Origin of the sequence: Nocardioides sp. (assembly GCF_044226305.1) — a bacterium.
In the GTDB taxonomy this organism is placed as follows: Bacteria; Actinomycetota; Actinomycetes; order Propionibacteriales; family Nocardioidaceae; genus Nocardioides.
Genome location: NZ_JBGAHF010000002.1, coordinates 58,753 through 84,518, shown reverse-complemented (window position 1 = coordinate 84,518; position 25,766 = coordinate 58,753). Strand labels below are relative to the sequence as shown.

Genomic DNA, 25,766 nt, shown 5'->3' with positions numbered 1-25,766 from the left:
ACAGGTCCTCAGAGGGCGATGGCGGCCCGGTGCTCGCGCGGGGTCCCGAACAGCTGGCCGAGCGCGTGCGCGCGCTTGAAGAAAAGGTGGGCGTCGTGCTCCCACGTGATGGCGATGCCGCCGTGCAGCTGGATGGTCTCGCCGGCGACCTGCGCGAACGCCTCGCAGCAGTAGGACTTCGCGACGTGGGCGAGCTCGGCGGCGTCGTCGGCGCCGGTCGCGACGGCGTACGACGCAGCCCAGGACGCCGACCGTGCCATCTCGGTGAGCACCAGCAGGTCGGCCATCCGGTGCTTGAGGGCCTGGAACGACCCGATCGGCCGGCCGAACTGCACCCGCTCCTGCGTGTAGGAGACCGTCATCTCGAGGGCCCGGGCGGCGCCGCCGGTGGCGAGTGCGGCGCAGCCGGCGGCCCCGACCAGCAGCGCCCGTTCGCGGGCGGGGCGAGCGTCGCCGATCGGGGTGCCCGACGTGGGGTCGACGGCGACTCGGGCGAGCCGGACGGACTGGTCCATCGACGGGGTCCAGGTCCGGTCGGCGGTCGCCGGGTCGACCTCGAGGAGCCGGTCGCCGACGGCGACGACCAGCACGGTCGCCAGGTCGCCGTCCAGGACGTCGACCGCGTCCGCGCCGTCGACGAACGCCGCCACCTCGCCGGCGGCGATGCGGGGGAGCAGCCGCTGCCGGGCCGCCTCGTCCGCGCCCGCGAGGAGGGCCTCGGCGGTGACCAGCGAGGACAGCAGCGGCGACGGGACCAGCGAGCGGCCCACCTCCTCGAGGGCGACGAGCGGCTCGAAGAGCGAGAACCCGGCGCCGCCGTACTCCTCCGGGATGCCGAGCGCGGGCACGCCGATCTGCTCGCAGAGCGTCTGCCACAGTGCCTCGTCGTACCGCTCCGCGCGCGGGTCGCCGCGCTTGGCGAGGAGCGAGCGCACCAGGGCCGCGAGCTCCTGCTGCTCCGGCGCGAGCGCGAAGTCCATCAGCGGCCGCCGTCCGCGTCGACGAGCGAGGCCAGCACCCGCTGGCGGTGGTGGGCCGGGGTGCCCCACGCGGTGACCAGCGCGCGGACCTTCGTCAGCCACAGGCTCAGGTCGAGCTCGCGGGTGTACCCGATCGCGCCGTGGACCTGGAGCCCGGTGCGCGAGGCGAGGTACGCCGCGTCGGAGGTCGCGACCTTGGCGGCCGACGCCGGGACGGCGCCGAGCGCGGCCCCGAGGACCAGGGGGCGTGCGAAGTCGAGGGCGATCCGCACGTCCGCGAGGCGGTGCTTGATCGCCTGGTAGGACCCGATCTCACGTCCGAACTGCCGGCGCTGCTTCACGTAGGCGACCGAGTCCGTGAGGATCCGCTCGCCGGCACCGAGGAGCTGCGCGGAGACCGCGAGCACGGCGAGGTCGAACGCGGCGTCGTCGACCGCGCCCTCGCCGGCGACCGGGAACAGGTGGCGGGTCGGGTCCACGGAACCGACGCGCTCGCCGACCGACCCCGCCGGCGTGGAGCCGACGTAGACGTGGTCGGCGACGTCCGCGTCGAGGGCGTAGGGCACGAGCGGCGGCAGGGCCACGGTGGCGACGCCCTCGAGCTCGTGGCCGAGCGCGAGCGGGAGGTAGGCCGCCGCCTCGACCCACGGGCCGGGCACGGCGTGCCGCCCGAGCGCCTCGAAGGCGATGGCGACCTCGACCGGGCCGGCCTCGGTGGCCAGCGACGGCACCCCGAGGTCCGTGAGGCGGCTCCACAGCCGCAGGCCGGGGCCGTGGTCACCGCTCGCCCAGGCGCGCGCGGCGCCCACCGGGTCGGCGGCGCCCAGCAGGCCCTCGAGCGCCGCCGCGAGGTCGCGCTGGTCGTCGTCGAGCTCGAACCTCACCGTGCCGTCCTCTCCGGGCGGACCTCCCGCGGCAGGCCGAGGATCCGCTCGGCGACGATGTTGCGCTGGATCTCGTTGGTGCCGGCGTAGATCGGGCCCGACAGCGAGAACGTGTAGCCGTCCAACCACGCCGACTCCACCTCGGCCTGCTCGCCGAGTAGGTCGAGGGCGGTCTCGTGCAGCGCGACGTCGAGCTCGGACCAGAACACCTTGTTGACCGAGCCGGCCGCCCCGATGTCGCCGCCGGCCGCGAGCCGGGTGACGGTGCCCCACGTGTAGAGCCGGTAGGCCTGGGCGCCGATCCACGCGTCGACGACGCGGTCGGCCGCGGACGTCATCCCGTGGTTTCGAGACGGTTGGTGTGCACCCTCCTCGACCACCGTCTGCCGGTAGAGGTCGACCAGCCGGTCGGCGGCGGCGCAGAACCGGCCGGGGGAGCGCAGCGAGAGCCCGCGCTCGTTGCCGGCGGTCGACATCGCGACCCGCCAGCCGTCGCCCGGGGCGCCGAGCACGTCGGCGTCGGGCACGAAGACGTCCTCGAAGAAGACCTCGGCGAAGCCGGCCTCGCCGTCGAGCTGCGCGATCGGGCGGACGGTGACGCCCTCGGCGTCCAGCGGGAACAGGAAGTAGGTCAGTCCGTGGTGGCGCTCGGCCTCCGGGTCGGAGCGGAAGAGCCCGAAGCCCCAGTGCGCGAAGGAGGCGCGCGAGGACCAGGTCTTCTGGCCGTCGAGGACCCAGCCGCCGCGCTCGTCGTCGCGCCGGGCGGTTGACCGGAGCGAGGCCAGGTCGGAGCCGGCCTCGGGCTCGGACCAGCACTGCGCCCAGACCCGTTCGCCGGTCGCCATCGTGGGCAGGAACCGGTCCTGCTGGTCCTGGGTGCCGTGGTCGAACAGGATCGGCGCGAGCAGGAAGATGCCGTTCTGGCTCACCCGGCCCGGCGCACCGGCGCGGTAGTACTCCTCCTCGAAGACCACCCACTCGACCAGGGACGCCTCCCGGCCGTGGTACTCCGCCGGCCACGAGACGACCGACCACCGGGCGTCGGCGAGCCGCCGCTCCCACTCCTGGTGGGCGGCGAAGCCCGCGGCCGTGTCCATCGAGGGCAGCGGCTCGTTCGGCACGTTGGCCGCCAGCCAGGCGCGGGCCTCGTCGCGGAACGCGAGCTCCGACTCGCTCAGGGTCAGGTCCATCACGCGTCCCTCAACTGGTTCTTCAGCACCTTGCCCGACAGGTTGCGCGGCAGGCCGTCGACGACCTCGACGTACCGCGGCACCTTGAAGTTCGCGAGCCGTCCCCGGGCGAAGGCGACCACGTCGTCGGGGGCGGCCGTGCCGACGACGTACGCCTTGCCGACCTCGCCCATCCGCTGGTCCGGCACGCCGACCACGGCGACGTCGTCGACGCCGTCCATGCGAGCGAGCGCCTGCTCGACCTCGGCGGGGTACACGTTGAACCCGCCGGAGATGTACATGTCTTTGAGCCGGTCGGTGATCGACAGGTTCCCCCGGTCGTCGAGCGTGCCGACGTCGCCGGTGTGCAGCCAGCCGTCCTCGTCGACGGCCTCGGCGGTCGCCGCCGGGTCGTCGAGGTAGCCGAGCATGACGAACTCGCCGCGGACCAGCAGCTCGCCGTCGTCCGGAGCGATCCGGACCTCCATGCCGGGGATCGCCCGGCCGCAGGTGGTCGCCACGGTCTCGGCCGGGTCGTCCTCACGGCACATCGTGACGACGACGGCCTCGGTCATCCCGAACGCGGTGACGACCTGGTCGATGCCCAGCTCCTCCCGCATCCGCTCGATGAGGACGACCGGTACGACGGCGGCGCCGGTGACCGCGAGCCGTAGCGACGACAGGTCGCGACCCTCGCGTCCCGGTGCGGCGAGCAGGGACTGGTAGATCGTCGGCGCCCCGGGCAGCACCGTGATCCGCTCGGACTCGACCAGCCGCATCGTCTCGTCGACGTCGAAGGCCGCGACCGGGTAGAGCGTCGCCCCGGTGAGCAGGCCGACGAGGATGCCGATCTTGTAGCCGAAGGAGTGGAAGAACGGGTTGACCACCAGGTAGCGGTCGTCCTGGCGGACCCCGCCGAGCCCGGCCCAGGAGCGGGCCACGCCGATGGACTGCCGGTGCGCGCTCATCGCGCCCTTGGAGCGGCCGGTGGTGCCGGACGTGAACAGGATGTCGGCGACGTCGTCGGGGCCGACCTCCGGGAGCGGGCGCGTCGGCGACGTCCGGCGGGTCAGGTCCTGGAGGGTGACGACCCGGTCGGTGGTGCCGGCCTCGGCCAGCTCGCCGACCTGGTCGCGACCGAGGAACCCGTCGTGGACGACGACCAGCGCCGCGTCGGTGCGCTCGACCACGTCGGCGACCTCGTGCCCGACGTAGCGGGAGTTCACCGGCACGAGCACCCCGCCGGCGTACGAGACCGCGAGTCCCGCGACCGCCCACGCGGTGCTGTTGGGACCCCAGAGCACGACGCGGTCGCCGCGCCCGACCCCGAGGTCGGCGTAGGTGGCCGCGACCGCCTCGACGCGGCCGAGCAGCTCCGTGTAGGACACGGACGCGTCGCCCTCGACGTAGGCCGGGTGGTCGCCGAAGCGCTCCGCGGCCTCACGGAGCAGGGCGGGGATGGTGTCAGACAAACCAAGCATTTGCTTGGTAGCATAGCGCATGTGGACCTGACCTACTCCGAGGCCGACCAGGCCTTCCGCGCCGAGGTGCGGGGCTGGCTCGAGGAGCACCTGACCGGCGAGTGGGCGGCGCTGCGCGGCCTCGGCGGCGCCGGCCGGGACCACGAGGCGCACGAGGAGCGGCTGGCCTGGAACCGGCTCCTCGCCGAGCACGGCTGGACCTGCGTGGGCTGGCCCGAGGAGCACGGCGGACGGGGACTCAGCCTGGTCCAGCAGGTGATCTTCCATGAGGAGTACGCGCGTGCCGACGCCCCGGTGCGGGTCAACCACCTCGGCGAGGAGCTGCTCGGCCCGACCCTGATGGCGTTCGGCACCGCGGAGCAGCAGCGGCGCTTCCTGCCGCGCATCGTCGCGGTCGAGGAGCTGTGGGCGCAGGGCTACTCCGAGCCGGAGGCCGGCTCCGACCTGGCCAACGTGCAGACCCGGGCGCGGCTCGACGAGGGCTCGGGCGAGTGGGTGCTGGACGGCCAGAAGGTGTGGACCTCCAACGCCCACCTCAGCCAGTGGGCCTTCGTGCTCTGCCGCACCGAGCCGGGCTCGCAGCGCCACCACGGGCTGTCGTTCCTGCTGGTGCCGCTCGAGCAGGACGGCGTCGACATCCGTCCCATCGAGCAGCTGACCGGCGGCTCGGAGTTCAACGAGGTCTTCCTGACCGGTGCCCGGACGCCGGCGGACCTGGTCGTCGGCGAGCCGGGGGAGGGCTGGCGCGTGGCGATGGCGCTGCTCGGGTTCGAGCGCGGCGTCTCCGTGCTCGCGCAGGTGGTCGGCTTCGCCCGCGAGCTCGCCGGGGTCGTCGAGCTCGCGAAGGAGAACGGCGCCATCGACGATCCCGTCCTCCGCGACCGGCTGGCCGGGCTGAAGGTCGAGCTCGACGTGCTGCGCTTCCAGGCGCTGCGCGGCCTCTCCTCCGACGCCGCCGACCGGTCCGGCTCCGCGGCCGCCGGCCCGTCGGTGTTCAAGCTGGTGTGGGCGAGCTGGCACCGGCGGCTGGGCGAGGTCGCGATGGACGTCCTCGGGACCGCGGGACTCACGGCCGGCGCCCCCTACGAGCTGGACCGCTGGCAACGGCTCTTCCTCTTCTCGCGCGCCGACACGATCTACGGCGGCAGCGACGAGGTGCAGCGCAACATCCTGTCCGAGCGGGTGCTCGGCCTACCCCGAGAGGCACGTGGATGACCACTCCTGCGAACGCCGCGCCCCCCTACGTGGCGGGCCACGAGCTGTTGGCCGGCCGGGTGGTCGTGGTGACGGCCGCCGCGGGCGCCGGCATCGGTGCCGCCGTCGTACGACGCGCGCTCGAGGAGGGGGCGAGGGCCGTGGTGTTCAGCGACACCCACGAGCGCCGGCTCGCCGAGGCGGAGGAGGCGCTCGCCGCGGAGTTCGGCGCGGACCGGGTGCGCCAGCTGGTGTGCGACGTGACCGACGAGGCGCAGGTGAGCGCGCTGCTCGACGCCGCCGACGAGCTCGGCGGGGTGGACGTGATGATCAACAACGCCGGCCTCGGCGGCACGGCCAGCGTCCTGGACATGACCGACGAGCAGTGGGGCCGGGTCCTCGACATCACCCTCACCGGCACCTTCCGCTGCGTCCGCGCCGCCGGCCGGCGGATGGTCGAGGCGGGCACGGCCGGCGTGATCGTCAACAACGCCTCGGTGGTCGGGTGGCGCGCCCAGGAGGGCCAGGCCCACTACGCGGCCGCCAAGGCCGGCGTGATGGCGCTGACCCGGTGCGCCGCCATGGACCTGGCGCCGCACGGCATCCGCGTCAACGCGGTGTCCCCGAGCCTGGCGATGCACCCCTTCCTCGCCAAGGTCACCTCCGACGAGCTGCTCGAGCAGCTGACCGACCGCGAGGCGTTCAAGCGGGCCGCCGAGCCGTGGGAGGTCGCGAACGTCATGGTGTTCCTGGCGAGCGGCTACTCGTCGTACCTCACCGGCGAGGTCGTCAGCGTCAGCAGCCAGCATGCCTGAGGGGACGCCCGCCTCGGCGACCCGCCGGGACGAGCTGCTCGCGATCGCGGCGCGGCTCTTCGCGGAGAAGGGCTTCAAGAACACGACCGTGCGCGACATCGCCGACGCTGCGGGCATCCTCTCGGGCAGCCTCTACCACCACTTCGACTCCAAGGAGTCGATGGTCGACGAGATCCTGCGGACGTTCCAGGAGGAGCTGTTCGGCCAGTACGACCAGATCCTGGCCGGCGACCTCGACCCGCTGGCCAAGCTGGAGCAGGCGGTCCTGGTGTCCTTCGACGCGATCGACCAGCACCACGACGAGGTCGCGATCTTCCAGAACGACGCCGCCTACCTGCTGACCTTCGACCGGTTCGCCTACCTCGCCGACCGGAACCGGCAGTCGCGGGAGGTGTGGCTGACCCTGCTCCGCAACGGCATCGACGCCGGCGTCCTGCGTGACGACCTCGACCTCGAGCTCACCTACCGGTTCATCCGCGACACCGTGTGGGTCGCGGTCTCCTGGTACCGGCCCGGTGGCCGGCGCACCCAGACCGAGATCGCCCGCCAGTACCTCTCCATCCTGCTCGAAGGGATCCACCGTGGGTAGCACCGCCAGCTCCGAGGCCTACATCGTCGACGCCGTCCGCACCCCGGTCGGCAAGCGCGGGGGCGCCCTCGCCGGGGTCCACTCCGCCGACCTGGCCGCGCACACGATCGGCGCGCTGATGACCCGCACGGGCGTCGACCCCGGGGCGGTCGACGACGTGATCCTGGGCTGCTGCGACACCATCGGGTCCCAGGCCGGCGACGTCGCGCGGACGGCCTGGCTGGTGGCCGGCCTCCCCGACCACGTGCCGGGCGTGACGATCGACCGGCAGTGCGGCTCGTCCCAGCAGGCCGTGCACTTCGCGGCGCAGGGCGTCCTGTCGGGGACCCAGGACCTCGTGGTCGCCGGCGGGGTGCAGAACATGAGCGCGATCCCGATCTCGGCCGCGATGCTCGTCGGCCGGGAGTACGGCTTCTCGACGCCGTTCGCCGAGTCGCCCGGCTGGCGGGCCCGCTACGGCGACCAGGAGGTCAGTCAGTTCCGCTCGGCCGAGATGATCGCGGAGCGGTGGCAGATCTCCCGTGAGGAGATGGAAGGGTTCGCGCTCGCCTCCCACGACCGCGCCCGGACCGCGATCGCCGAGGGCCGCTTCGCGCGCGAGGTCGTGCCGGTGCCGCTCCCCGACGGCCAGGTCCTCGACACCGACCAGTGCCCTCGCGAGACCTCGCTGGAGAAGATGGCCGGCCTCCAGCCGCTGGCGCCCGGGGGACGGATCACGGCGGCCGTCGCCTCCCAGATCTGCGACGCGTCGTCGGCGCTGCTGATCGCCTCGGAGTCCGCCGTGCGCGATCACGGCCTCACCCCCCGGGCCCGGATCCACCACCTGTCGGTCCGCGGGGACGACCCGGTCTGGATGCTGACCGGCCCGATCCGGGCCACCCGCCACGCGCTGGACCGCACCGGCCTGTCCGTCGAGGACATCGACCTCTTCGAGTGCAACGAGGCGTTCGCGTCGGTCGTGCTCGCCTGGATGCGCGAGACGGGCGCACCGCACGAGCGGGTCAACGTCAACGGCGGCGGGATCGCCCTGGGTCACCCGATCGGAGCGACCGGCACCCGGATCATGGCGACGCTGCTGGGCGAGCTCGAGCGCACCGGCGGCCGCTACGGGCTGCAGACGATGTGCGAGGGCGGCGGCCAGGCGAACGTGACGATCATCGAGCGGCTCTGACGCCGTCCGGTCACGGACCATCTCGTCCGAAAACCCTCCCGGTGCTGCAACATCTCGCAGTGCACATTTGTGCACGGCGGATCCGTTGACGGCATCTTTCCGCGGGGGCGAGAGTTCGCCAGGCTCTCATCTCGGGCGGGCCGATCCAGACCCTCCGCGACGTCGGGCCACGTCCATCGCCCCACCCCAGCGCAGGGCTCCGTCGTGAGCCCCGACCCAAGGAGTGTCAGTGAAACGACTCGTCGCGGGGGGCTTCACCGCAGCCCTCGTCTCGGCGTTGGCAGTCGTCTCGGTACCGACCGGTGCCGACGCGTCCGTCACGAAGAGTGCTCCCGCCGTCAAGCCCGCCAGCAACCCCGGACCCGCCGCGGCCCGGAAGCAGGCGGCGGAGACCGCTCGCAAGCTGGTGGCCTCGCCGCCGGCCGTCCTGAAGGCCGGCTCGCACGACGCCTTCCAGCAGCACCGTGTGCTCTCCTCGCACGGGCTGCAGTACGTGCCCTACGACCGCACCTACCGCGGCGTCCCGGTCGTCGGCGGCGACTTCGTCGTCGTCACCGACTCCGCGGGCCGGCTGCTCAGCACCAGCGTCGCCCAGGACCGCCCGGTCTCGCTCGCGTCGGTGACGCCGCGGGTCGCCGAGTCGGCCGCGCGGCACACCGCGCTCGGCCAGGTCCGCCACGGCCGGTACGACGGCGGCTCCCGTCTCGTCGTGCTCCAGCAGAAGACCTCGCGGCTGGCCTGGGAGACCACCGTCGTCGGGACCCGGGCCGGCCAGCCCTCGCGGCTGACCGTGTACATCGACGCCGTCTCGGGCCGCGTGCTCAGCACCCGCGAGCACGTCGCCGAGGGCACCGGCGCCTCCGCGTGGGCGGGCACCGTCAGCATCCCGACCACGCTGTCGGGCTCGACGTACTCGATGAAGAACTCCAACGCGCCGACGCTGGTCTGCCAGAACGCCTCCGGCAACGCGACCTTCACCGGCACCGACGACAGCTGGGGCAACGGCGACGCCACCAACCGCGAGACCGGGTGCGTGGACGCGTTCTACGCCGCCGAGCAGGAGCGCCAGATGCTCTCCTCGTGGCTCGGCCGCAGCGGCATGGACGGCTCCGGCGGCTGGGTGCCGATCCGGGTCGGCCTCAACGACGTCAACGCCTACTACGACGGCACCCAGGTGCAGATCGGCCACACCCAGACCGGGAGCAAGTGGATCGGCTCGATCGACGTCGTCGCGCACGAGTTCGGCCACGGCATCGACGACCACACGCCGGGCGGCATCTCCGGCGCCGGCACCCAGGAGTTCGTCGCCGACACCTTCGGCGCCGCGACCGAGTGGTACGCCAACAACGGCACCGACCGCCCCGACTACACCGTCGGCGAGCAGGTGAACCTGGTCGGCAGCGGCCCGATCCGTTACATGTACAACCCCTCGCTCGCCGGCGACAGCAACTGCTACTCGTCCTCGACGCCGACCAGCGAGGTGCACGCGGCGGCCGGTCCCGGCAACCACTGGTTCTACCTCCTCGCGGAGGGCAGCAGCCCGACCGACGGCCAGCCCTCCAGCCCGACGTGCAACAGCACCAGCGTCACCGGCGTGGGCATCCAGAAGGCCATCAAGATCATGTACAACGCGATGCTGATGAAGACCTCGTCGTCGTCGTACCTCAAGTACCGGACCTGGACGCTCACCGCGGCGAAGAACCTCTACCCGGGCTCGTGCACCGAGTTCAACGCAGTCAAGGCCGCGTGGAACGCGGTCAGCGTCCCGGCGCAGACCAGTGACCCGACCTGCTCCACGACCGGGACCAACACGGTCACGGTCACCAACCCCGGCAGCCAGACCGGCACCGTCGGGACCGCGAAGAGCCTGCAGATCTCCGCGACCGACTCGGCCTCCGGTCAGACCCTGACCTACTCGGCCACGGGCCTCCCGACCGGCCTGTCGATCAACTCCTCGACCGGCCTGATCTCGGGCACGCCGACCGCGGCGGGCACCTACTCCACCACCGTGACCGCGAAGGACACCACCAACGCCACCGGCTCGGCGACGTTCACCTGGACGATCTCCGGCTCCGGCGGTGGCGGCTCCTGCTCGGGCCAGAAGCTGCTCAACCCCGGCTTCGAGTCCGGCACGACCTCCTGGAGCGCCAGCTCCGGGGTGATCACGACCGACACCGGGCAGGCGGCCCACGCGGGCAGCTGGAAGGCCTGGCTCGACGGGTACGGCGCCACCCACACCGACACCCTCAGCCAGTCGGTGACGATCCCGGCCGGGTGCACCGCCACGCTGTCGTTCTACGTGCACATCGACAGCGCGGAGACGACCACCACGACGGCGTACGACAAGCTCACCGTCAAGGCGGGCTCGACCACGCTGGCGACCTACTCCAACCTCAACAAGGCCTCGGGCTACGTCCTGAAGTCGTTCAACGTGTCCTCGCTGGCGGGCCAGACGGTCTCGATCAGCTTCTCGGGCACCGAGGACAGCTCGCTGCAGACCAGCTTCGTCGTGGACGACACGGCGCTCACGCTGGGCTGACGCACCACCGCACCACAGCAGACCGGCGACCGGCGTGGGCCTCGGGGCCCACGCCGGTCCTGCGTCCGGGGCGGCCGAGCCGCTCAGCGCAGGACGAGGACGAGTCCGACCGCGGCGGGCAGCAACCCCACCAGCAGCCAGGGGGAGAGCAGCGGCTTCTGGTGGATCGCGCGGAAGACGGCGACGGCCAGCACGCCGAACGCGGCCGCGATCACGTTCAGGCCGACATCGGCGCCGGGACGGTCGTCGCCGACGTACAGGGACGCGATCACGATGCCGCCCGAGAGGTGGATGATCGTCACGAACGCGAGCGCCGAGAGCACCCACTTCTGCACCGGCTCGAGGTGCATCGGGCCGGAGCCGGACTGCCGCACCACCTCGCGTCTCGGGTTCGCCGGGTCCATGAGGTGCCGCGGGCGCTTCTTCGGGGGCACGGCCTGCTCGTCGGGCACGTGCCCATCCTCCCCGGCCCGTCCTGGGGGCCGGACACCGGGCGGCACCTCGGCCGCCCCGGGCCTGTCCGCGACGGTCACCCTCAGGCGACGGCAAGCGCCGGCCGTCGCGCCAGGACCAGGGACAGCAGCAGCACCAGGTAGGCGACGAACGACGCGGCACCGAACCCGACCATCAGGTCGTAGCTGAGGTCCAGCAGGCTGCGGCTCCACCCGAAGACCTGGGTGAGCAGCGAGATCTCGCTGTCGGGGGCGTCGCCGAAGTCGGGGGTGAACGCGCCGAAGAGGAACAGGCACAGCCAGGTCGCCAGCTGCGCCCAGGTCTGGAAGGCGGTCAGGGACCGAGGCCGGCCGTGCTGGGTGTAGGCGAGGACGGTCGTCACCACCAGGCCGGCCAGCAGGATCGGCACCACCGAGACGAGGAAGATGAACAGGAACCAGCCGCCGACGCCGAACACAATGCGACCCATCCACACCCACACCACGATGAAGAGGTTGGCCGGGATCATCGCCAGCAGCGTCACGCGGCCCAGGGTCTGCACGTCGACAAGGTAGGGCAGGAGCGCCGGGCACGGGGACGAAACCCGGGTGCGTCCGGGCGCGCGGAGGTTCATCCTCGTGGGATGGACACACTGCGCACGCAGACGCCGCCGCTGGGGATCACCGAGGTCGCCTGGTCCGACGAGGACCTGGTGCGCCGGTTCGCCGCCGTGAAGGAGGCCGTGCGGGCGGCGGACGAGCCCTGGGGACATCCGATCCTGGCGAGCCGGACGGCCGCCGCCCTGCGCCACGGCTGGGACGGCGAGCCGGCGGTGGCCCACCTCGTGACGGTGGACGGGGTCGACGTCGCCGCCGCGGAGTACGAGACGACGTCCTGGGACAACCAGCACCTGGCCTGGCTCGGCGCCGACGTCCACCCCGCGCACCGGCGCCGGGGGTACGGCGAGGCGGTGCTCGACTTCCTGGTCGACCGCGCCCGGGCGGAGGGCCGCACGTCGGTCGGCGGCAACAGCTGGGACGCCGCCGCCCCGCGCGCGTTCGCGACCCGGCACGGCTTCGAGGCCAAGGCGGTCGAGGTGAACCGCCGTCAGCACCTGGCCCGGGTCGACCAGGCACGGCTCGAGCGGCTGCACGCGGACGCGCTCGCGCACGCCCCGGACTACGAGCTGGTCCGCCGCGTCGGCGCCACGCCGGCCGCGGAGCTCGGTGCGCTGGCGGAGATCACCGCGGCGATCAACGACGCCCCGACCGACGACCTCGACATCGAGGACGAGGTGTTCCCGACGGAGCGGGTCGCCGCCTACGAGAACGCCTGGCTGGGACGCGGCGACCGGCTGATGCGGGTCTGCGCCCGGCACCGCGGGACCGGTGAGCTGGCCGGGCAGACCGTGGTCGTCGTCGAGGCCGAGCGGCCGCAGGTGGCGCACCAGCACGACACCTCGGTCGTGCGCGCCCATCGCGGGCACCGGCTCGGTCTGCTGCTCAAGACCGAGATGCTGCGGTGGCTGGCCGAGGACCAGCCGCAGGTCGCGACCGTGGACACGTGGAACGCCGAGTCCAACGACCACATGATCGGCGTCAACGAGGTGCTCGGCTACGAGGTGGTCGGCCGGGCGCTCGCCTGGCAGCGCCCGCTCTGACCGGCAGGCCCGGGCCGGACCGCCGCCCGGGGCCGGGCGGGTGCCGATAGGCTGCCGCGCAGTCCGAAGAGTCGTCGACAGGGGTGCAGATGATCGGCCTTCCCGGCCACGGGTTCGTGCTGCTCTCCATGCCGAAGTGTGCGTCGACCTCCCTGGTGCAGGCCCTCCAGGGACGCGCGGAGCTGGTGCTCCGGGTCAACCCCCGGCTCAAGCACATGAACTGCCAGTCCTTCCACCACCTGATGGTCCCCGTGCTGCGCAACGGCGGCTACGAGCGCGAGGACTACGAGCTGGTCTCGCTGTTCCGCGAGCCGCTGGCCTGGCTGGAGTCCTGGTGGCGCTACCGGCAGCGTCCGGCGCTCGCCCGGGAGGACGCCGCGAAGTTCACCGGCGAGATCTCCTTCGAGGAGTTCGTGGGACGGTACGTCGACGCCGACCCGCGCCCCGGCACGCTCCGCGGCCGGCCGGCGAAGTTCGTCGCGCTCAGCGAGCACCTCGACCTCGGCGTGGACCGGCTGTTCGCCCTCGAGCAGCCCGAGGTCTGGAAGCGCTGGATCAACGAGAAGGTCGGCGGCGGCGTCGACGTCCAGGTCGACAACCGGTCGAGCGTGCGTCGGGAGCCGGAGCTGAGCCGCACCATGCGCGCGCGGCTCGACGAGTTCTTCGCTCCCGAGCACGAGATCTACGAGCGGCTGCGCAGCACGGGGGAGTGGGCGCCGCCGCGTGGCTACGTGCCCGGGGTCCGCACCACGTAGGACGCCGCCCGGCGCAGCTCGTCGGCGGCCCGGACCACGATCCGGTCCACGAGCTCCTCGCAGGTCGGCAGGTCGTCGATGACACCGACGACCTGGCCGCTGGCCAGCACGCCGGCCGTGGTGTCGCCCTCGACGAGCCCGGCGCGCAGCATCGTGGGGGTGTTGGCCGCGAGCGCCATCTGGCCGAGGCTGCGGCCCTGGGCCTTCTTCATCGCCCGGCCGTCCTTGGCCAGCGCCAGCCAGGACATCCCGCTGGTCCGCTTGAACTCGAGCGTCCGCCGGGCCGTCGGTCCCATCCGCCGCAGCGCGCTGGACTCCTCGAGCTCCTCCACGAGATCGGTGCGCAGCATCCGGTGCGGCATGCCGTCCACCTTCGCGGTGACGACGGTGTCGGTCAGCCCGCGCTCGAGATAGAGCTGCTTGACCGCGTCGGGGACCGCGGAGTCCTGGGTGAGCAGGAACCGGGTGCCCATGCCGACCCCGCCGGCGCCGTACGACAGCGCGGCGGCGAGCCCGCGGCCGTCGAAGAAGCCCCCCGCGGCGACGACCGGGATGTCGCTCCCCGCCCCGCTGAGGGCGTCGAGCACGGTCGGCAGGAGGAGGGTCGTCGGCACCGGTCCGGTGTGGCCTCCGCCCTCGCCGCCCTGGACCATCACGGCGTCCGCGCCCCACGAGGCGACCTTGACGGCGTGCTTGGCGGCGCCGATCGACGGCATCACGACGACGCCGTGCTCCTTGAGGCGCGCGATCAGCTCGGGCTTCGGTGCGAGCGCGAACGACGCGACCTTCACGCCATGCTCGACCAGCAGGTCGCAGCGGGCCGGGGCGTCGGCCGCGTCCGCGCGGAGGTTGACGCCGAACGGCTGGTCGGTGCGCCCCTTCACCTCGACGATCGCGCGCTCGAGCTCCTCGAAGGTCATGGTCGCGCTGGCGAGGATGCCGAGGCCGCCGGCGTTCGCGGTCCCGCTGACCAGCCGCGGCCCGGACACCCAGCCCATGCCGGTCTGCACGACGGGGTGCCGGACACCGACCAGGTCGGTGAACGGGGTGCGCAGCAGCTGCTCGATCACGTCGCGTCCTCCGGCCGAGGGACCTCGCGGAAGCGCAGGCCCCGGGGGTCGAGCACCTCCCGGATCAGGACCTGCTCCTCCGAAGTGGGCTCGCGCGTCGTCGGCACGTCGGCCGGGACGTCCAGCTCGAACCCGGTTGCCGCCCGGACCTCGTCGACGGTGACGCCGGGGTGCACGCTCAGCAGCCGCATCGTGTCGCCGGGGCCACGGACGTCGAGGACCGCCAGGTTGCTGACGACCCGGTGGATGTCGTTGTAGCGGGCGGCGGCCGGGCCGGCCGCCCTGGCGCGCGCCGGCCCGACCCCGGAGACGACGTCGACCTGCTCGACGAAGACCCGGGGCGAGTGCTTCGGGACCCAGTACGACGTGCGGTTGTTGACCGTGTTGCCGGGGGCGCCCCGGGAGCCGAGCAGCTGGCGCTTCGGCCGCTGCCAGTCGCCGATGGCGGAGATGTTCTGATTGCCGTGCCGATCGACCTGCGTGGCGCCCATCATCACGTGCCGCTTGCCGTAGGCGACCACGTCGAAGACCCGGCGGAAGGGGATCCAGCCCTCGACGACGTCGCCCTGCGCGAACAGCGGCGGGACGCCGGCGAGGAACAGCGACTCCCCGTCGGAGATCACCAGGTCCGGGTTGCTGGTCAGCTTCGCGAGCCGGACGCCGAGCATCGGCAGCAGACCCATCGGGCTGGCGAAGATCTCGCCGTCGTCGCGGAAGGCGTCCGCGATCGCGGCGGCGCAGACATCGGCCCGGGTCACCTCGCTCATGCGGACTCCTCCCGGAACGCCTGGACCGCGGCCTGGTAGGCCGCCTCGTCGCCCCCGAGGAACCGGGTGCTGAACGCGGCCCAGTCCTCCTCGCTCCCGGACGCCGCGGCGGCGTACGCCTTCTGGAACGGCTCGTCGCGCTCGTAGTCGGGGGTGCAGGTGGTGAAGTGCGCGCCGTGCGGGGTCTCCACGACGCCGCTGACCATCATCCGGCTGAGCAGCAGCCGCTGGACCGGCGCGTCGACGGTGAGACCGGCGGTGTCGACGACCCGCTCGCAGCTGACGAAGGCGCGGTCGGCGGCCATGCAGAACAGGTCGTCGAAGTAGGGGTCCGGTCCGAGGTAGGTCGCGTTCCCGTGCCGGTCCGCGCGGTTGAGGTGCACGAGCGCGACGTCGAGGTGGAGCGCCGGGACCGCGACCAGCTCCTCGGTCGAGCCGTCGGGCGCGGGGTAGGGGCTCGTGACGGTGCGGATCCACGGCTGGTTGACCAGGACGTCCGAGCCGAGCCCCGCGCGCATCGGCAGGAACGGCAGCCGCTGCGCGGCGGCGCGCAGCCCGGTCTGGAACATCCCCTCGTCGAGCTCGACGACCTCGGGGATGCTGCCCTCCTGCCGGGCCCGCTGGAAGTTCGGCTCGAGCGGCACCGAGTCGAGCGACACGAACGCGAACACCAGCTTGCGGATCTTGCCCGCGCGGGCCAGGAGCCCGACGTCGGCGCCGCCCCAGCTCACGATCGTGAGGTCCTGCAGGTCGGACCGGAGGATGCCGCGGACCAGGGCCATCGGCTTGCGGCGTGGCCCCCAGCCGCCGATGCCGATCGTCATGCCGTCGCGCAGCTCGCCGACCACCTCGTCGACCGTCATCTGCTTGTCGCGTGGTCCCGTGGTCACTTCTTGCTCTTCTCCGTCCCCGCAAAGGTGTCGCGCAGCTCGTCGCTGACCCCGGCCAGGTTGAGCTCGAAGGTGAATCCCTGCTCGAAGCGGTAGCTCCTGTTGACGTCGATCGGGTCGATCCCGTTGAGGCACTCCTTGGCCGCGCGGATCACCCGGGTGTCCTTGGCCGCGATCTCGCCGGCCACCGCCAGGGCCGCGTCGTCCAGCCGCTCGCGGGGGACCACCTCGAGGACGCTGCCGAACTGCACCAGGTCGGCCGCCCGGACCGTGCGCGCCGTGAAGTAGAGGGTCCGCATCAGGTGCTGCGGCACCAGTCGGGCCATGTGCGTGGCCGCCCCGAGCGCGCCCTGGTTGACCTCGGGCACGCCGAAGTAGGCGTCGTCGCTGGCGACCACGCAGTCGGCGTTCCCGACCAGGCCGACGCCGCCGCCGAGACAGAAGCCGTTGACGGCCGCGACCACCGGGACCGCGCACTCGTAGACCGCCTTGAACGCGGCGTGGCAGCCTCGGTTGGCGCCGATCAGCGCGTCGAAGCCGGTGGTGGTCTGCATCTCCTTGATGTCGACGCCCGCGTTGAAGCCGCGGCCCTCGGCCCGCAGCACGACCACCCGGGTGTCCGGGTCGGCGCCCGCCTCGTCGAGGGCCGTCGCGAGGTCGAACCAGCCCTGCACGGTGAGCGCGTTGACCGGCGGATGCTCCATGGTCACCACCCGGATCCCGTCCGGGCGCAGCTCCGAAGTGATCGGCACGTCTTCTCCTAACCAAGCAAGTGCTTGGTAGGGTAACAGCATGGCGCTGGCGGTGGACCTCTCCGGACGCGTCGCGCTCGTCACGGGCGGCACCCGCGGGATCGGCCTCGGCATCACCCGCGCGCTCCTCGAGGCCGGCGCGGCCGTGGTGACCTGCTCGCGCTCGGACGTGCCGGCGGTGCCGGGGACCAGGCACGTCGTCTGCGACGTGCGCGACCCGGAGGCGTTCCGGGCGGTGGTGGCCTCGCTCGACCGGCTCGACGTGCTGGTCAACAACGCCGGGGGAGCCCCGGCCGCCGACGCGGCGACGGCGTCCCCGCGCTTCCACGACAAGGTCGTCGGGCTCAACCTGCTGGCGCCGCTGGCCTGCGCACAGGCCGCCAACGCAGTGATGCAGGAACAGCCGGACGGTGGGGCGATCGTCAACATCTCCTCGGTCTCGGCCGGCCGCCCGGCACCGACCATCGCGGCGTACGCCGCCGCCAAGGCCGGCCTCGACTCGCTGACCGCGTCGCTGGCGATGGAGTGGGCGCCGAAGGTCCGCGTCAACGCGATCGACGTCGGGCTGTGCCGGACCGAGCAGACCGACGACCACTACGGCGACGACGCCTCGGCCGCCGCGATCGAGCGGACCATCCCGCTCGGCCGGATGGCTCGCCCCGAGGAGGTCGGGAACGTCGCCGCGTTCCTGGCGAGCGACCTGGCGTCGTACGTGTCGGGCGCGACGGTGGCGTGCCACGGCGGGGGAGAGACGCCCGCCTTCCTCCTGGTGCAGAAGGGACTGTGATGAGCTCACTCCTCGAGGGACGGGTCGCGATCGTGACCGGAGCCGGCCGCGGCATCGGGCGCGCGCACGCGCTCGAGCTGGCGCGGCACGGGGCGGCCGTGGTCGTCAACGACTTCGGGGTCTCGCTGTCCGGCGAGGGCACCGGGGAGACGCCGGCCGAGTCGGTGGTCGCCGAGATCGAGGCGGCCGGCGGCCGCGCGGTCGTCAACACCGCCGACGTCGCGGACTTCGAGCAGGCGGCGTCGATGGTGCAGCAGGCGATCGACACCTACGGCGGCCTGGACATCCTCGTGAACAACGCGGGCTTCGTGCGCGACCGGATGCTGGTCAACACCTCCGAGGAGGAGTGGGACGCCGTCATCCGGGTGCACCTCAAGGGGCACTTCGCGCCGCTGCGGCACGCCGGCGCCTACTGGCGCGCCGAGGCGAAGGCCGGGCGGCAGCGCGCGGCCCGGGTGGTCAACACGTCCTCGGGCGCCGGCCTCCAGGGCTCGGTCGGCCAGGCGACGTACTCGGCCGCGAAGGCCGGGATCGCGGGGCTCACCCTGGTCGCGGCCCAGGAGATGGGCAGGTACGGCGTCACCGTGAACGCGATCGCGCCGGTGGCCCGGACCCGGATGACCGAGGGCGCCTTCGACACCTCCGCGATGGCGCTGCCCGAGGACAACTCGCCGGTCGTCGCGTGGCTCGCCTCGGAGGCGGCCGGCGACGTGACCGGCCGGGTGATCGAGATCGACGGCGGCACGATCACCGTCGAGACCGGCTGGGCGCACGGCCCGGCCCGCGACCTCGGCCGCCGCTGGGAGGCCGCCGAGGTCGGCCCCGCTCTGCGCGACCTGCTCGCCGCCGCCCCGCCCCCGGAGCCGGTCTACGGCGCGTAGGGGGGCGCCGTCAAGGTTCATCGGCCGGCCGACGAAACTCACGGCTGGACGATGAACCTTCGTCGTCCGAGTGCGAGTTTCGTGGCGGCACCCGCCCGTCAGCCCTCAGCCCTCAGCCGTCAGCCCTCAGCCCTCAGCCCTCAGCCGGCCAGCCGGGCCGCTGCGACGCGGTGGATGCGGTCGATCGTCTGCGCGGGCCGGTCGAGGTCGGTCCAGATCATGCGGAACATGCGGTAGCCGGTCAGCTCCTCGAGCAGCACCTCACGCGCACGCTCGGCCTTGATCACGTCGTCCAGCGACTGCCCCGGCTTCAGGAGCCGTCCGTACTTCACCAGTCCGTCGAACTCGACGATCAGGCGCAGCGACTCGATCCGGAAGTCGGTCCGGCCCGCCAGCCGTCCAGACGGGTGGAAGACCTCCCACTGCGGCTGAGGATGCAGTCCGGCGTCCTCGAGGAGGATGCGGCCCCGGGACTCGCCCACCGACTCCGACTTGCCGTTGCTCCTGCCGACCGCCTCGGGCAGCCCGACGGTACCGGGCCAGTCGCGCATGTACTCCACGGCGTACTGCTGGATCTCGGCTGGCGAGGTGAGCTCGAGGTGGAGCGTCCAGTCGAGCACGCACACGGCAGGCGCCAGCGCCAGACCGGCCGCGGTCTCGACGGCGGTCCGGCCCGGTGTCGTGATCCAGTGGCCATCGGTGCGGGTGATGTCGTGGACGCCGACCCAGCCGCGGTGGTGCGTGATGCCTGCTTGCTCGCGGTCGCCGCGTCCGAACAGGTTGGTGAGATTCACCGTGGCCAGGTCGAGGCGCCAGTCGGGTCCGCCGCGTCGGAGGTGGGCGCTGGCGTGGGACAGCGCGACGCGGTCGTCGTACTGCCGCATGACGGCACGACCGAGCAGGACGTGCCGGGCCGCCGGTGATGCCGGCAACCACACGGCGGGATCGGCGTAGGCACCATGCCGGATGTGGACGAGTGCGCCGTCCTTGACCATCCGGTGGAGCCAGTTGTCGTCCAACCCGGACCGGACGGCGGTGCGCCGGAGAAGCAGCCCGTGGGGATCGAAGGGGATCTGCGACATGCCAGGAGGCTGCCCGGCCGTCGGCCGCGCCAGCGCCTGCTCTCGCGATCTGTGGACAAGCGCCCCGCCGCCACGAAACTCACGCCTGGACGATGAACCTTCGTCGTCCGAGCGTGAGTTTCATCGGCCGGCCGATGAAACTTCGCGGCGGGCCCGCCCTCACCCCAGCGGGTTCGTCCCGCAGTGGCTGTACCAGGGCAGCGAGCCCAGGCCCGCCTTGACCGTGACGGTACGACGACCGGTCAGCCGGTCGCCGGTGCCGTGGAGGCGCCAGCAGCCCTGCGGCAGGTACACCTTCCGCGACGTCGCGCCCTCCTCGACGACCGGGGCGACGAGCAGGTCCGGCCCGAGCAGCCACTCCTGGTCCTGCTGCCACCCGGTCCGGTCGTCGGGGTAGGCCCACCAGAGCGGTCGGGTCGGCGGGGCGCCGGTGCGGTCGGCCTGCTTCCACAGCTTGGCCAGCAGCGGCCGGGCACGCAGGTGGAGGCGGGAGAACTGCTCGTAGATGCGGACCGTCTGGGCGTCGTAGGACCACGGGGTGTGGGTGCCGTGCTGGCCGCTGCCGTGCAGCCGGTAGACCGGGCTGAGCGCGGCCCATGCCGCCCAGCGCAGGAACAGCTCCTTGCCGGTCGGCGGCGTGTTGTAGTCGAAGTAGCCGCCGATGTCGGTCGCGTAGCCGTACGCGCCTCCTACGGCACGGTTGAGCATGTCGGTCGTCAGCGACTGCAGCCCGGAGGCGTGTCCCCAGTCGGTGGTCTCGTCGCCGGGGAAGTTCGCGAACTCGTACGCCGCGGCGCCCGGCAGGCCGCTGTAGCCGGCCCGGGTGAAGAACCACGGGTGCCGGTCCGGGTGCTCGTCGTGGTAGCGCGCGACCTCCTCCTGGGTCGCCTTCGCGTAGATCGTCAGGTAGTCGTTGTGCCGGTCGTAGCCGGTGGTCCCGTCGGCGAAGTGCATGTCGAAGAGCACCTGCTCGCCGTAGTCCTGCATGAACCCGTCGAAGCCGAGGTCCAGCACCGCGCGCACCTGGCGCTGCCACCACGCGACGGCGTCCGGGTTCGTGAAGTCCACGAGCCCGAAGCGCCGCCCGTTGGACCCGGTCACGTAGTACGGCGCCCCCTCGTCGTCGGTCACGGCGTACCCGGCGGCGACCGGCTTGGAGTCCGGCTCCAGCCACGGCCGCAGGTAGGCCAGCGCGTGGATGCCGCGGGCCTTCAGCTTGCGGATCATCGCGGCCTGCTGCTTGCCGTGCACCCACGTGTGCAGGGCGAGCCCGTGGTTGTCCGCGCTGCCCGGGAAGCCCCAGCCCTCGATGCGGTACGCCGACAGCGGCAGGTCGTACCGGTCGATGTTGCTGATGTCCTGGCGCAGCATCTTCTGGTAGTCGGCGTACGTCTCGCCGTTGTTCTTCACCAGCCGGTCCATCATCGTCCCGAGCGCCCAGGTCGGCGGGGCCAGGTGCCGGCCGGTGAGGGCGGTCAGGGTGCGGACCGAGCGCTGCGTGTCGCCCGGGGCGACGATGTAGTCCAGCCGCGGGGTGGAGGCGGTGACGTTCCAGGCGTCGTCGCGGCCGACCGCCATCTTGAACCGGGTGAGCTCCGGCTGCGGCGACAGGAAGCCGTAGCGCGTCGTCCAGAACATCGACTGGGGGTAGTACGACGCGGCCGGGCCGTTCGGGTACATGTCCAGGTTGTCGGGGTCGTTCGGCGGGGAGGGGAGGGTCGCGAGGTTCTCCTGGTTGACGAAGCTGGAGAGCACCCGCCCGCGCTGGTCGAGGTGGTCGTGCCGGCCCCCGAAGCCGAAGAAACCGTCCTCCTGGCCGGGGGTCGCCGGCGTCTCGAAGGAGTCACCGACCATGGCGACGCCCTCGGCGGGCACGGCCTCGGCACGCACGCGTACGGCGTCGTGCCCCTCGGGCCCGACGCGCACGACGAGCTGCCGCCCGCTGGGGTCGTTGGTGCCGAGGGTCAGCACCAGGTCGGCGCCGTCCTCGGTGACCTGCTCGACGCTCTGGGCGGAGTACCAGGTGCCGCTCCGGGTGCCGGACGCCAGGTTCGCCACCCACTCCTGCGACGGCTGCTGGGTGAGCTTCTCGGTGCCGACGAGGAAGGACAGCGGGGAGTAGAGGGTGGTCGTGTCCTGGTTGTCGCGACCCGGCGGCAGCGGGTCGGTGGTCGGCGGCTCCGGGATCGTGTCCGCGGCGGCGTGCGCGACCTCGCGGAGCACGGTCTGCCCGCTGCCGTCGGTCACCGTCAGGCGGAACGGGTCCTGCTCGATGACGACCCGGGCGCCGCCCGCGTCGACGACCAGCGGGTCGTCGGCGGACGGGGCCGCCGAGGACGGCGCCGCCGAGGACGGCGCCGACGAGGTCAGCGGGACGAGGGCCAGGGCGAGGGCGGCGGTCGTGAGGGCGGCGGCGGTGCGGCCCGGTCGTGCACGGAGCATGGCGGCCAACCTAGGCCGTCCGGCTGAGCGTCGCCTGATGAAGACGATGATCGTCGGTTAAATCCTCTCGAGCACCGTCCCGGTCGCCATGGCGCCGCCGGCGCACATCGAGATCAGGGCGGTCGAGCCGTCGCGGCGCTCGAGCTCGTGCAGCGCCGTCGTGATCAGGCGGGTCCCGGTGGAGCCGACCGGGTGGCCCAGGGCGATGGCGCCACCGTTGACGTTGACCCGGTCCAGGTCGACCTGGTGCTGCCCGGCCCACGACAGCACCACGGAGGCGAACGCCTCGTTGACCTCGAACAGGTCGAAGTCGGAGATGGTCATCCCGGTGCGGTCGAGCACCTTCTGGGTGGCCTCGATGGGGCCGTCGAGGTGGTAGTACGGGTCGGAGCCGACCAGGCAGTGCGTCACGATGCGGGCGCGCGGCGTGAGCCCGAGCGCGCGGGCCCGGTCCTCGTCCATGAGGAGCACCGCGGACGCGCCGTCGCTGATCTGCGAGGAGGTCCCGGCGGTGTGCAGGCCGTCGGGGAGGACCGGCTTGAGGGCGGCCAGGCCCTCGAGGGTCGTGTCACGCAGGCCCTGGTCGGTGTCCACCAGCCGGGTCTCGCCGGTCGGGGCGCCGTCCTCGTCGAGGACCGGGGCCGTGACGGGGGCGATCTCGCGCTTGAAACGGCCCTCGTCGACGGCGACCCGTGCCTTGCGCTGCGAGGCCAGGCCGAAGGCATCGAGGTCCGCGCGGTCGAGGCCGCGGTTGCGCGCGATCCGGTCGGCCGCCTCGAACTGGTTGGGCATGTCGATCGTCCAGTCGGCCGGGCGCGGGTCACCGGTCCCGGCGGGCACGTTCGCGCCGAGCGGGATGCGGGACATGGCCTCGACGCCGGCGGCGATCCCGATGTCGATGGTCCCGGCGGTGATCATGTCGTTGACCATGTGCGCCGCCTGCTGCCCCGAGCCGCACTGTGCGTCGACCATCGTCCCGCCGGTGTGCTGGGCGAGCCCGGCGTGCAACCAGGCCCGCCGGACCATGCCGTTGGACTGCTCGCCGGCCTGCGTCACGCACCCGGCGACGACCTGGTCGACCAGGTCGGAGTCGAGGCCGGAGCGGGCCAGGACCTCGCTCATGGCGTGGCCGATGAGCACGGCCGGGTGCACCCCGGCGAGCCAGCCCCGGCGCCTGCCGAGAGGGGTGCGGACGGCGTCGACGATGACCGGTCTTCCCATGGGAGAAAACTAGAACACGTTCTCGTCCGCAACAAGCCCGGCGCCGGAACCGGGGGCCGACCGGCCCGTGGCGAAGCCTTCCCCTGCGTACCTTCGGTATGTATCCTCCGTCACTAGAACACGTTCCACCGACCGCTTGCCAAGGGAGCAGCCGTGACCGCAGCCGACGTCCTGCCCGCGGGGTTCGACTTCACCGACCCCGACATGATCCAGGCCGGGATCCCGCACGAGATGTTCCGTGCCGCGCGGCAACACGCGCCGATCACGTGGATCGAGCAGGACGCCTCGCTCCGCACCGGGTTCGCCCCGGAGTCGGGGACGGGCTACTACGCGGTGACCCGGCACGCGGACGTGTCGACGATCTCCAAGGACAGCAAGAACTGGTCGACGTACGAGAACGGCGCGATCATCCGCTTCGGTGACGAGATGCTCCGCGAGCAGATCGAGCTCCAGCGGGTGATCCTCATCAACCAGGACCCGCCGGAGCACACGTTGACCCGCCAGATCATCTCGCGCGGCTTCACGCCCCGCTCGATCGCCGAGCTCGAGGAGGTCATGACGCAGCGGGCGACCTCGATCGTCCAGGACGCCGTCGCCCGGGGCACCGGCAACTTCGTCGAGGAGGTCGCCGCCGAGCTCCCCCTGCAGGCGATCGCCGACCTGATCGGCGTGCCGCAGGAGGACCGGCACAAGCTCTTCGAGTGGTCCAACCAGATGCTCGCGGGGGAGGACCCGGACTACGCCGGCAACAACGACATCGCGGCGGCCGAGATCCTCGGCTACGCCATGATGCTGGCGGCCGACCGGAAGGCGAACCCGCGCGACGACCTGATCACCAAGCTGATCAACGCGCACAAGGGCGAGCGCGGGCTCAACGACGACGAGTTCGGCTACTTCGTCATCCTCCTCGCCGTGGCCGGGAACGAGACCACCCGCAACGCGATCACCCACGGCATGAACGCCTTCTTCGACAACCCCGAGCAGTGGGAGATCTGGAAGCGCGACCGGCCGGCCACGATGATCGACGAGGTCGTCCGGTGGGCGACCCCCGTGACGGTCTTCCAGCGCACCGCGCTCAACGACGTCGAGGTCGGTGGGGTGCAGTTCAAGAAGGGTGAGCGCGCTGCGCTGTTCTACGCCAGCGCCAACTTCGACGACGAGGTCTTCGACGACCCCTTCACCTTCGACATCCGGCGCGACCCCAACCCGCACGTCGGCTTCGGCGGTCACGGCGCCCACTACTGCCTGGGTGCCAACTTGGCCAAGCAGGAGATCCGGGTGCTCTTCGACGCGCTGGCCGACCACGCTCCCGACATCACCAAGCTGTCCGAGCCGACGCGGCTGCGGCACTCCTGGATCAACGGGATCAAGCAGCTCCAGGTCAGCTACACGGGCTGACCCGGTCCCGGGCCGGGTGGTCTCCCGGCGCGGTCAGGAGCGCTCGGTGAGGACGATCGGGCCGTCGATCGTGATGGCCACGGTGTGCTCCATGTGGGCGCCGCGTGAGCCGTCCTTGCTGCGCAGCGTCCAGCCGTCGGCGTCGGTGTAGATCTCGTCGGTGGTGTGCAGGAACCACGGCTCGATCGCGATCACCAGACCGGGCCGGAGCTTGAGCCCGCGACCGGCGCGCCCGTCGTTGGGGACGTGCGGCTCGCCGTGCATGGTGCGGCCGACGCCGTGCCCGCCGAACTGGAGGTTCACGCCGAGCCCGGCGGCGCGGGCCACCTCGCCGATCGCCGCCGAGATGTCGCCGAGCCGGCGGCCCGACCGGGCCTGGTCGATGCCGGCCTCCAGGGCCCGGCCGGTGACCTCGATCAGCGCGAGGTCCTCGGGCCGGGGCGTGCCGACCACGACGCTCAGGGCGGAGTCGGCGACCCAGCCGTCGACCTTCGCGGCGAAGTCGACGCTGAGCAGGTCGCCGTCCTGGAGCACGTAGTCGTGGGGGAGGCCGTGCAGGACCGCGTCGTTGACCGACGTGCACAGCACCTTCCCGAACGGCGAGGCGCCGAACGACGGGTGGTAGTCGATGTAGCAGGACTCCGCGCCGCGCTCGCGGATCATCGCGTGGGCGAGCTCGTCGAGCTCGAGGAGGTTCACGCCGACGTCCGCCTTCTCGGCGAGCGCGGTGATGACGTCGGCGACGAAGCGGCCGGCCGGGCGCATCTGCTCGATCTGGGCGGGGGTGCGGAGCTCGATCACGGACCG

General features: G+C 72.5%; 24 protein-coding genes. 10 read left to right on the top strand and 14 right to left on the bottom strand.

Annotation, left to right across the window (positions count from 1 at the left end):
* Nucleotides 1–8: 8 nt before the first annotated feature.
* The 4 genes from ACILQ5_RS02485 to ACILQ5_RS02470 are packed head-to-tail and all read right to left on the bottom strand — an operon-like array spanning nt 9 to nt 4,514.
* Nucleotides 9–980, bottom strand: coding sequence for an acyl-CoA dehydrogenase family protein (locus ACILQ5_RS02485; protein WP_395656389.1), 972 nt, complete (start codon nt 978–980; stop codon nt 9–11).
* Entirely contained in the window at nt 980–1,864 is an 885-nt protein-coding gene (locus ACILQ5_RS02480) for an acyl-CoA dehydrogenase family protein (protein ID WP_395656388.1), read from the bottom strand. The genes ACILQ5_RS02485 and ACILQ5_RS02480 overlap by 1 nt, the downstream gene beginning before the upstream one ends.
* Complete coding sequence (locus ACILQ5_RS02475) at nt 1,861–3,054, bottom strand: acyl-CoA dehydrogenase family protein (protein ID WP_395656387.1); 1,194 nt, start codon at nt 3,052–3,054, stop codon at nt 1,861–1,863. Before ACILQ5_RS02475 ends, ACILQ5_RS02480 begins: the two co-directional genes overlap by 4 nt.
* A complete protein-coding gene (locus ACILQ5_RS02470) occupies nt 3,054–4,514 on the bottom strand; it encodes a FadD3 family acyl-CoA ligase (protein WP_395656386.1) in 1,461 nt (486 codons plus the stop codon). The genes ACILQ5_RS02475 and ACILQ5_RS02470 overlap by 1 nt, the downstream gene beginning before the upstream one ends.
* A 21-nt stretch (nt 4,515–4,535) precedes the next feature.
* Between ACILQ5_RS02470 and ACILQ5_RS02465 the strand changes: the two genes are divergently transcribed.
* From ACILQ5_RS02465 to ACILQ5_RS02445, 5 genes are all read left to right on the top strand, one after another.
* Nucleotides 4,536–5,729, top strand: coding sequence for an acyl-CoA dehydrogenase family protein (locus ACILQ5_RS02465; RefSeq protein ID WP_395656385.1), 1,194 nt, complete (start codon nt 4,536–4,538; stop codon nt 5,727–5,729).
* A complete protein-coding gene (locus ACILQ5_RS02460; protein WP_395656384.1) occupies nt 5,726–6,523 on the top strand; it encodes an SDR family oxidoreductase in 798 nt (265 codons plus the stop codon). The genes ACILQ5_RS02465 and ACILQ5_RS02460 overlap by 4 nt, the downstream gene beginning before the upstream one ends.
* Nucleotides 6,516–7,112 carry a TetR/AcrR family transcriptional regulator gene (locus ACILQ5_RS02455; RefSeq protein WP_395656383.1) on the top strand — a complete coding sequence of 199 codons (597 nt, stop codon included), beginning with the start codon at nt 6,516–6,518 and terminating at the stop codon, nt 7,110–7,112. The genes ACILQ5_RS02460 and ACILQ5_RS02455 overlap by 8 nt, the downstream gene beginning before the upstream one ends.
* Entirely contained in the window at nt 7,105–8,283 is a 1,179-nt protein-coding gene (locus ACILQ5_RS02450) for an acetyl-CoA C-acetyltransferase (RefSeq protein WP_395656382.1), read from the top strand. The genes ACILQ5_RS02455 and ACILQ5_RS02450 overlap by 8 nt, the downstream gene beginning before the upstream one ends.
* Before the next feature lie 229 nt (nt 8,284–8,512).
* Nucleotides 8,513–10,822 carry a M4 family metallopeptidase gene (locus ACILQ5_RS02445; RefSeq protein WP_395656381.1) on the top strand — a complete coding sequence of 770 codons (2,310 nt, stop codon included), beginning with the start codon at nt 8,513–8,515 and terminating at the stop codon, nt 10,820–10,822.
* 83 nt (nt 10,823–10,905) lie between these two features.
* Here ACILQ5_RS02445 and ACILQ5_RS02440 read toward each other — a convergent pair whose 3' ends face one another.
* Both ACILQ5_RS02440 and ACILQ5_RS02435 read right to left on the bottom strand, forming a co-directional pair.
* A complete protein-coding gene (locus ACILQ5_RS02440; protein ID WP_395656380.1) occupies nt 10,906–11,274 on the bottom strand; it encodes a hypothetical protein in 369 nt (122 codons plus the stop codon).
* A gap of 83 nt (nt 11,275–11,357) precedes the next feature.
* Complete coding sequence (locus ACILQ5_RS02435; RefSeq protein ID WP_395656379.1) at nt 11,358–11,816, bottom strand: hypothetical protein; 459 nt, start codon at nt 11,814–11,816, stop codon at nt 11,358–11,360.
* Between the two features lie 81 nt (nt 11,817–11,897).
* Here ACILQ5_RS02435 and ACILQ5_RS02430 point away from each other — a divergent pair, with 81 nt between their 5' ends.
* Complete coding sequence (locus tag ACILQ5_RS02430; RefSeq protein ID WP_395656378.1) at nt 11,898–12,914, top strand: GNAT family N-acetyltransferase; 1,017 nt, start codon at nt 11,898–11,900, stop codon at nt 12,912–12,914.
* An 89-nt stretch (nt 12,915–13,003) separates the two neighbouring features.
* On the top strand, nt 13,004–13,669 hold the full coding sequence (locus ACILQ5_RS02425; protein WP_395656377.1) for a hypothetical protein: 666 nt from the start codon (nt 13,004–13,006) through the stop codon (nt 13,667–13,669).
* Here the strand turns inward: ACILQ5_RS02425 and ACILQ5_RS02420 are convergent.
* The 4 genes from ACILQ5_RS02420 to ACILQ5_RS02405 are packed head-to-tail and all read right to left on the bottom strand — an operon-like array spanning nt 13,642 to nt 17,148.
* Nucleotides 13,642–14,739 carry an NAD(P)H-dependent flavin oxidoreductase gene (locus tag ACILQ5_RS02420; RefSeq protein WP_395656376.1) on the bottom strand — a complete coding sequence of 366 codons (1,098 nt, stop codon included), beginning with the start codon at nt 14,737–14,739 and terminating at the stop codon, nt 13,642–13,644. The two genes, ACILQ5_RS02425 and ACILQ5_RS02420, sit on opposite strands and share 28 nt — an antisense overlap.
* The gene (locus ACILQ5_RS02415) at nt 14,736–15,506 is read right to left on the bottom strand and encodes a CoA-transferase subunit beta (protein WP_395656375.1); all 771 of its coding nucleotides are present in this window, start codon (nt 15,504–15,506) and stop codon (nt 14,736–14,738) included. Before ACILQ5_RS02415 ends, ACILQ5_RS02420 begins: the two co-directional genes overlap by 4 nt.
* On the bottom strand, nt 15,503–16,396 hold the full coding sequence (locus ACILQ5_RS02410; RefSeq protein ID WP_395656374.1) for a CoA transferase subunit A: 894 nt from the start codon (nt 16,394–16,396) through the stop codon (nt 15,503–15,505). Before ACILQ5_RS02410 ends, ACILQ5_RS02415 begins: the two co-directional genes overlap by 4 nt.
* The gene (locus tag ACILQ5_RS02405; RefSeq protein ID WP_395656373.1) at nt 16,393–17,148 is read right to left on the bottom strand and encodes an enoyl-CoA hydratase family protein; all 756 of its coding nucleotides are present in this window, start codon (nt 17,146–17,148) and stop codon (nt 16,393–16,395) included. Before ACILQ5_RS02405 ends, ACILQ5_RS02410 begins: the two co-directional genes overlap by 4 nt.
* Nucleotides 17,149–17,188: 40 nt before the next feature.
* On the opposite strand from ACILQ5_RS02405, the gene ACILQ5_RS02400 reads away from it, so the two are divergent.
* Nucleotides 17,189–17,935, top strand: a complete 747-nt coding sequence (locus tag ACILQ5_RS02400) for an SDR family oxidoreductase (protein ID WP_395656372.1) — start codon at nt 17,189–17,191, stop codon at nt 17,933–17,935.
* Entirely contained in the window at nt 17,935–18,816 is an 882-nt protein-coding gene (locus tag ACILQ5_RS02395) for an SDR family oxidoreductase (protein WP_395656371.1), read from the top strand. Before ACILQ5_RS02400 ends, ACILQ5_RS02395 begins: the two co-directional genes overlap by 1 nt.
* Nucleotides 18,817–18,956: 140 nt before the next feature.
* Here the strand turns inward: ACILQ5_RS02395 and ACILQ5_RS02390 are convergent, their stop codons facing one another.
* The 3 genes from ACILQ5_RS02390 to ACILQ5_RS02380 all read right to left on the bottom strand — a co-directional run bounded on the left by ACILQ5_RS02390 (nt 18,957) and on the right by ACILQ5_RS02380 (nt 23,561).
* Nucleotides 18,957–19,898: a hypothetical protein gene (locus tag ACILQ5_RS02390; protein WP_395656370.1), complete on the bottom strand. Its 942-nt coding sequence runs from the start codon at nt 19,896–19,898 to the stop codon at nt 18,957–18,959.
* A gap of 159 nt (nt 19,899–20,057) precedes the next feature.
* Nucleotides 20,058–22,340 (bottom strand): TIM-barrel domain-containing protein, encoded by a 2,283-nt coding sequence (locus ACILQ5_RS02385; protein WP_395656369.1) that lies wholly within the window; start codon nt 22,338–22,340, stop codon nt 20,058–20,060.
* Between the two features lie 57 nt (nt 22,341–22,397).
* Nucleotides 22,398–23,561 carry a steroid 3-ketoacyl-CoA thiolase gene (locus ACILQ5_RS02380; RefSeq protein WP_395656368.1) on the bottom strand — a complete coding sequence of 388 codons (1,164 nt, stop codon included), beginning with the start codon at nt 23,559–23,561 and terminating at the stop codon, nt 22,398–22,400.
* A 153-nt stretch (nt 23,562–23,714) separates the two neighbouring features.
* Between ACILQ5_RS02380 and ACILQ5_RS02375 the strand changes: the two genes are divergently transcribed.
* Entirely contained in the window at nt 23,715–24,959 is a 1,245-nt protein-coding gene (locus ACILQ5_RS02375) for a cytochrome P450 (protein WP_395656367.1), read from the top strand.
* A gap of 33 nt (nt 24,960–24,992) precedes the next feature.
* On the opposite strand, the gene map is transcribed toward ACILQ5_RS02375, so the two are convergent.
* On the bottom strand, nt 24,993–25,760 hold the full coding sequence (map, locus tag ACILQ5_RS02370) for a type I methionyl aminopeptidase (RefSeq protein WP_395656366.1): 768 nt from the start codon (nt 25,758–25,760) through the stop codon (nt 24,993–24,995).
* Between the last annotated feature and the right edge of the window lie 6 nt (nt 25,761–25,766).

Coding starts and splice junctions, on each gene's coding strand:
- ACILQ5_RS02485 (WP_395656389.1), bottom strand. CDS start 980: ATGGACTTCGCGCTCGCGCCGGAGCAGCAGGAGCTCGCGGCCCTGGTG.
- ACILQ5_RS02475 (WP_395656387.1), bottom strand. CDS start 3,054: ATGGACCTGACCCTGAGCGAGTCGGAGCTCGCGTTCCGCGACGAGGCC.
- ACILQ5_RS02470 (WP_395656386.1), bottom strand. CDS start 4,514: ATGCTTGGTTTGTCTGACACCATCCCCGCCCTGCTCCGTGAGGCCGCG.
- ACILQ5_RS02460 (WP_395656384.1), top strand. CDS start 5,726: ATGACCACTCCTGCGAACGCCGCGCCCCCCTACGTGGCGGGCCACGAG.
- ACILQ5_RS02455 (WP_395656383.1), top strand. CDS start 6,516: ATGCCTGAGGGGACGCCCGCCTCGGCGACCCGCCGGGACGAGCTGCTC.
- ACILQ5_RS02430 (WP_395656378.1), top strand. CDS start 11,898: ATGGACACACTGCGCACGCAGACGCCGCCGCTGGGGATCACCGAGGTC.
- ACILQ5_RS02425 (WP_395656377.1), top strand. CDS start 13,004: ATGATCGGCCTTCCCGGCCACGGGTTCGTGCTGCTCTCCATGCCGAAG.
- ACILQ5_RS02415 (WP_395656375.1), bottom strand. CDS start 15,506: ATGAGCGAGGTGACCCGGGCCGATGTCTGCGCCGCCGCGATCGCGGAC.
- ACILQ5_RS02400 (WP_395656372.1), top strand. CDS start 17,189: ATGGCGCTGGCGGTGGACCTCTCCGGACGCGTCGCGCTCGTCACGGGC.
- ACILQ5_RS02395 (WP_395656371.1), top strand. CDS start 17,935: ATGAGCTCACTCCTCGAGGGACGGGTCGCGATCGTGACCGGAGCCGGC.
- ACILQ5_RS02390 (WP_395656370.1), bottom strand. CDS start 19,898: ATGTCGCAGATCCCCTTCGATCCCCACGGGCTGCTTCTCCGGCGCACC.
- ACILQ5_RS02385 (WP_395656369.1), bottom strand. CDS start 22,340: ATGCTCCGTGCACGACCGGGCCGCACCGCCGCCGCCCTCACGACCGCC.
- ACILQ5_RS02380 (WP_395656368.1), bottom strand. CDS start 23,561: ATGGGAAGACCGGTCATCGTCGACGCCGTCCGCACCCCTCTCGGCAGG.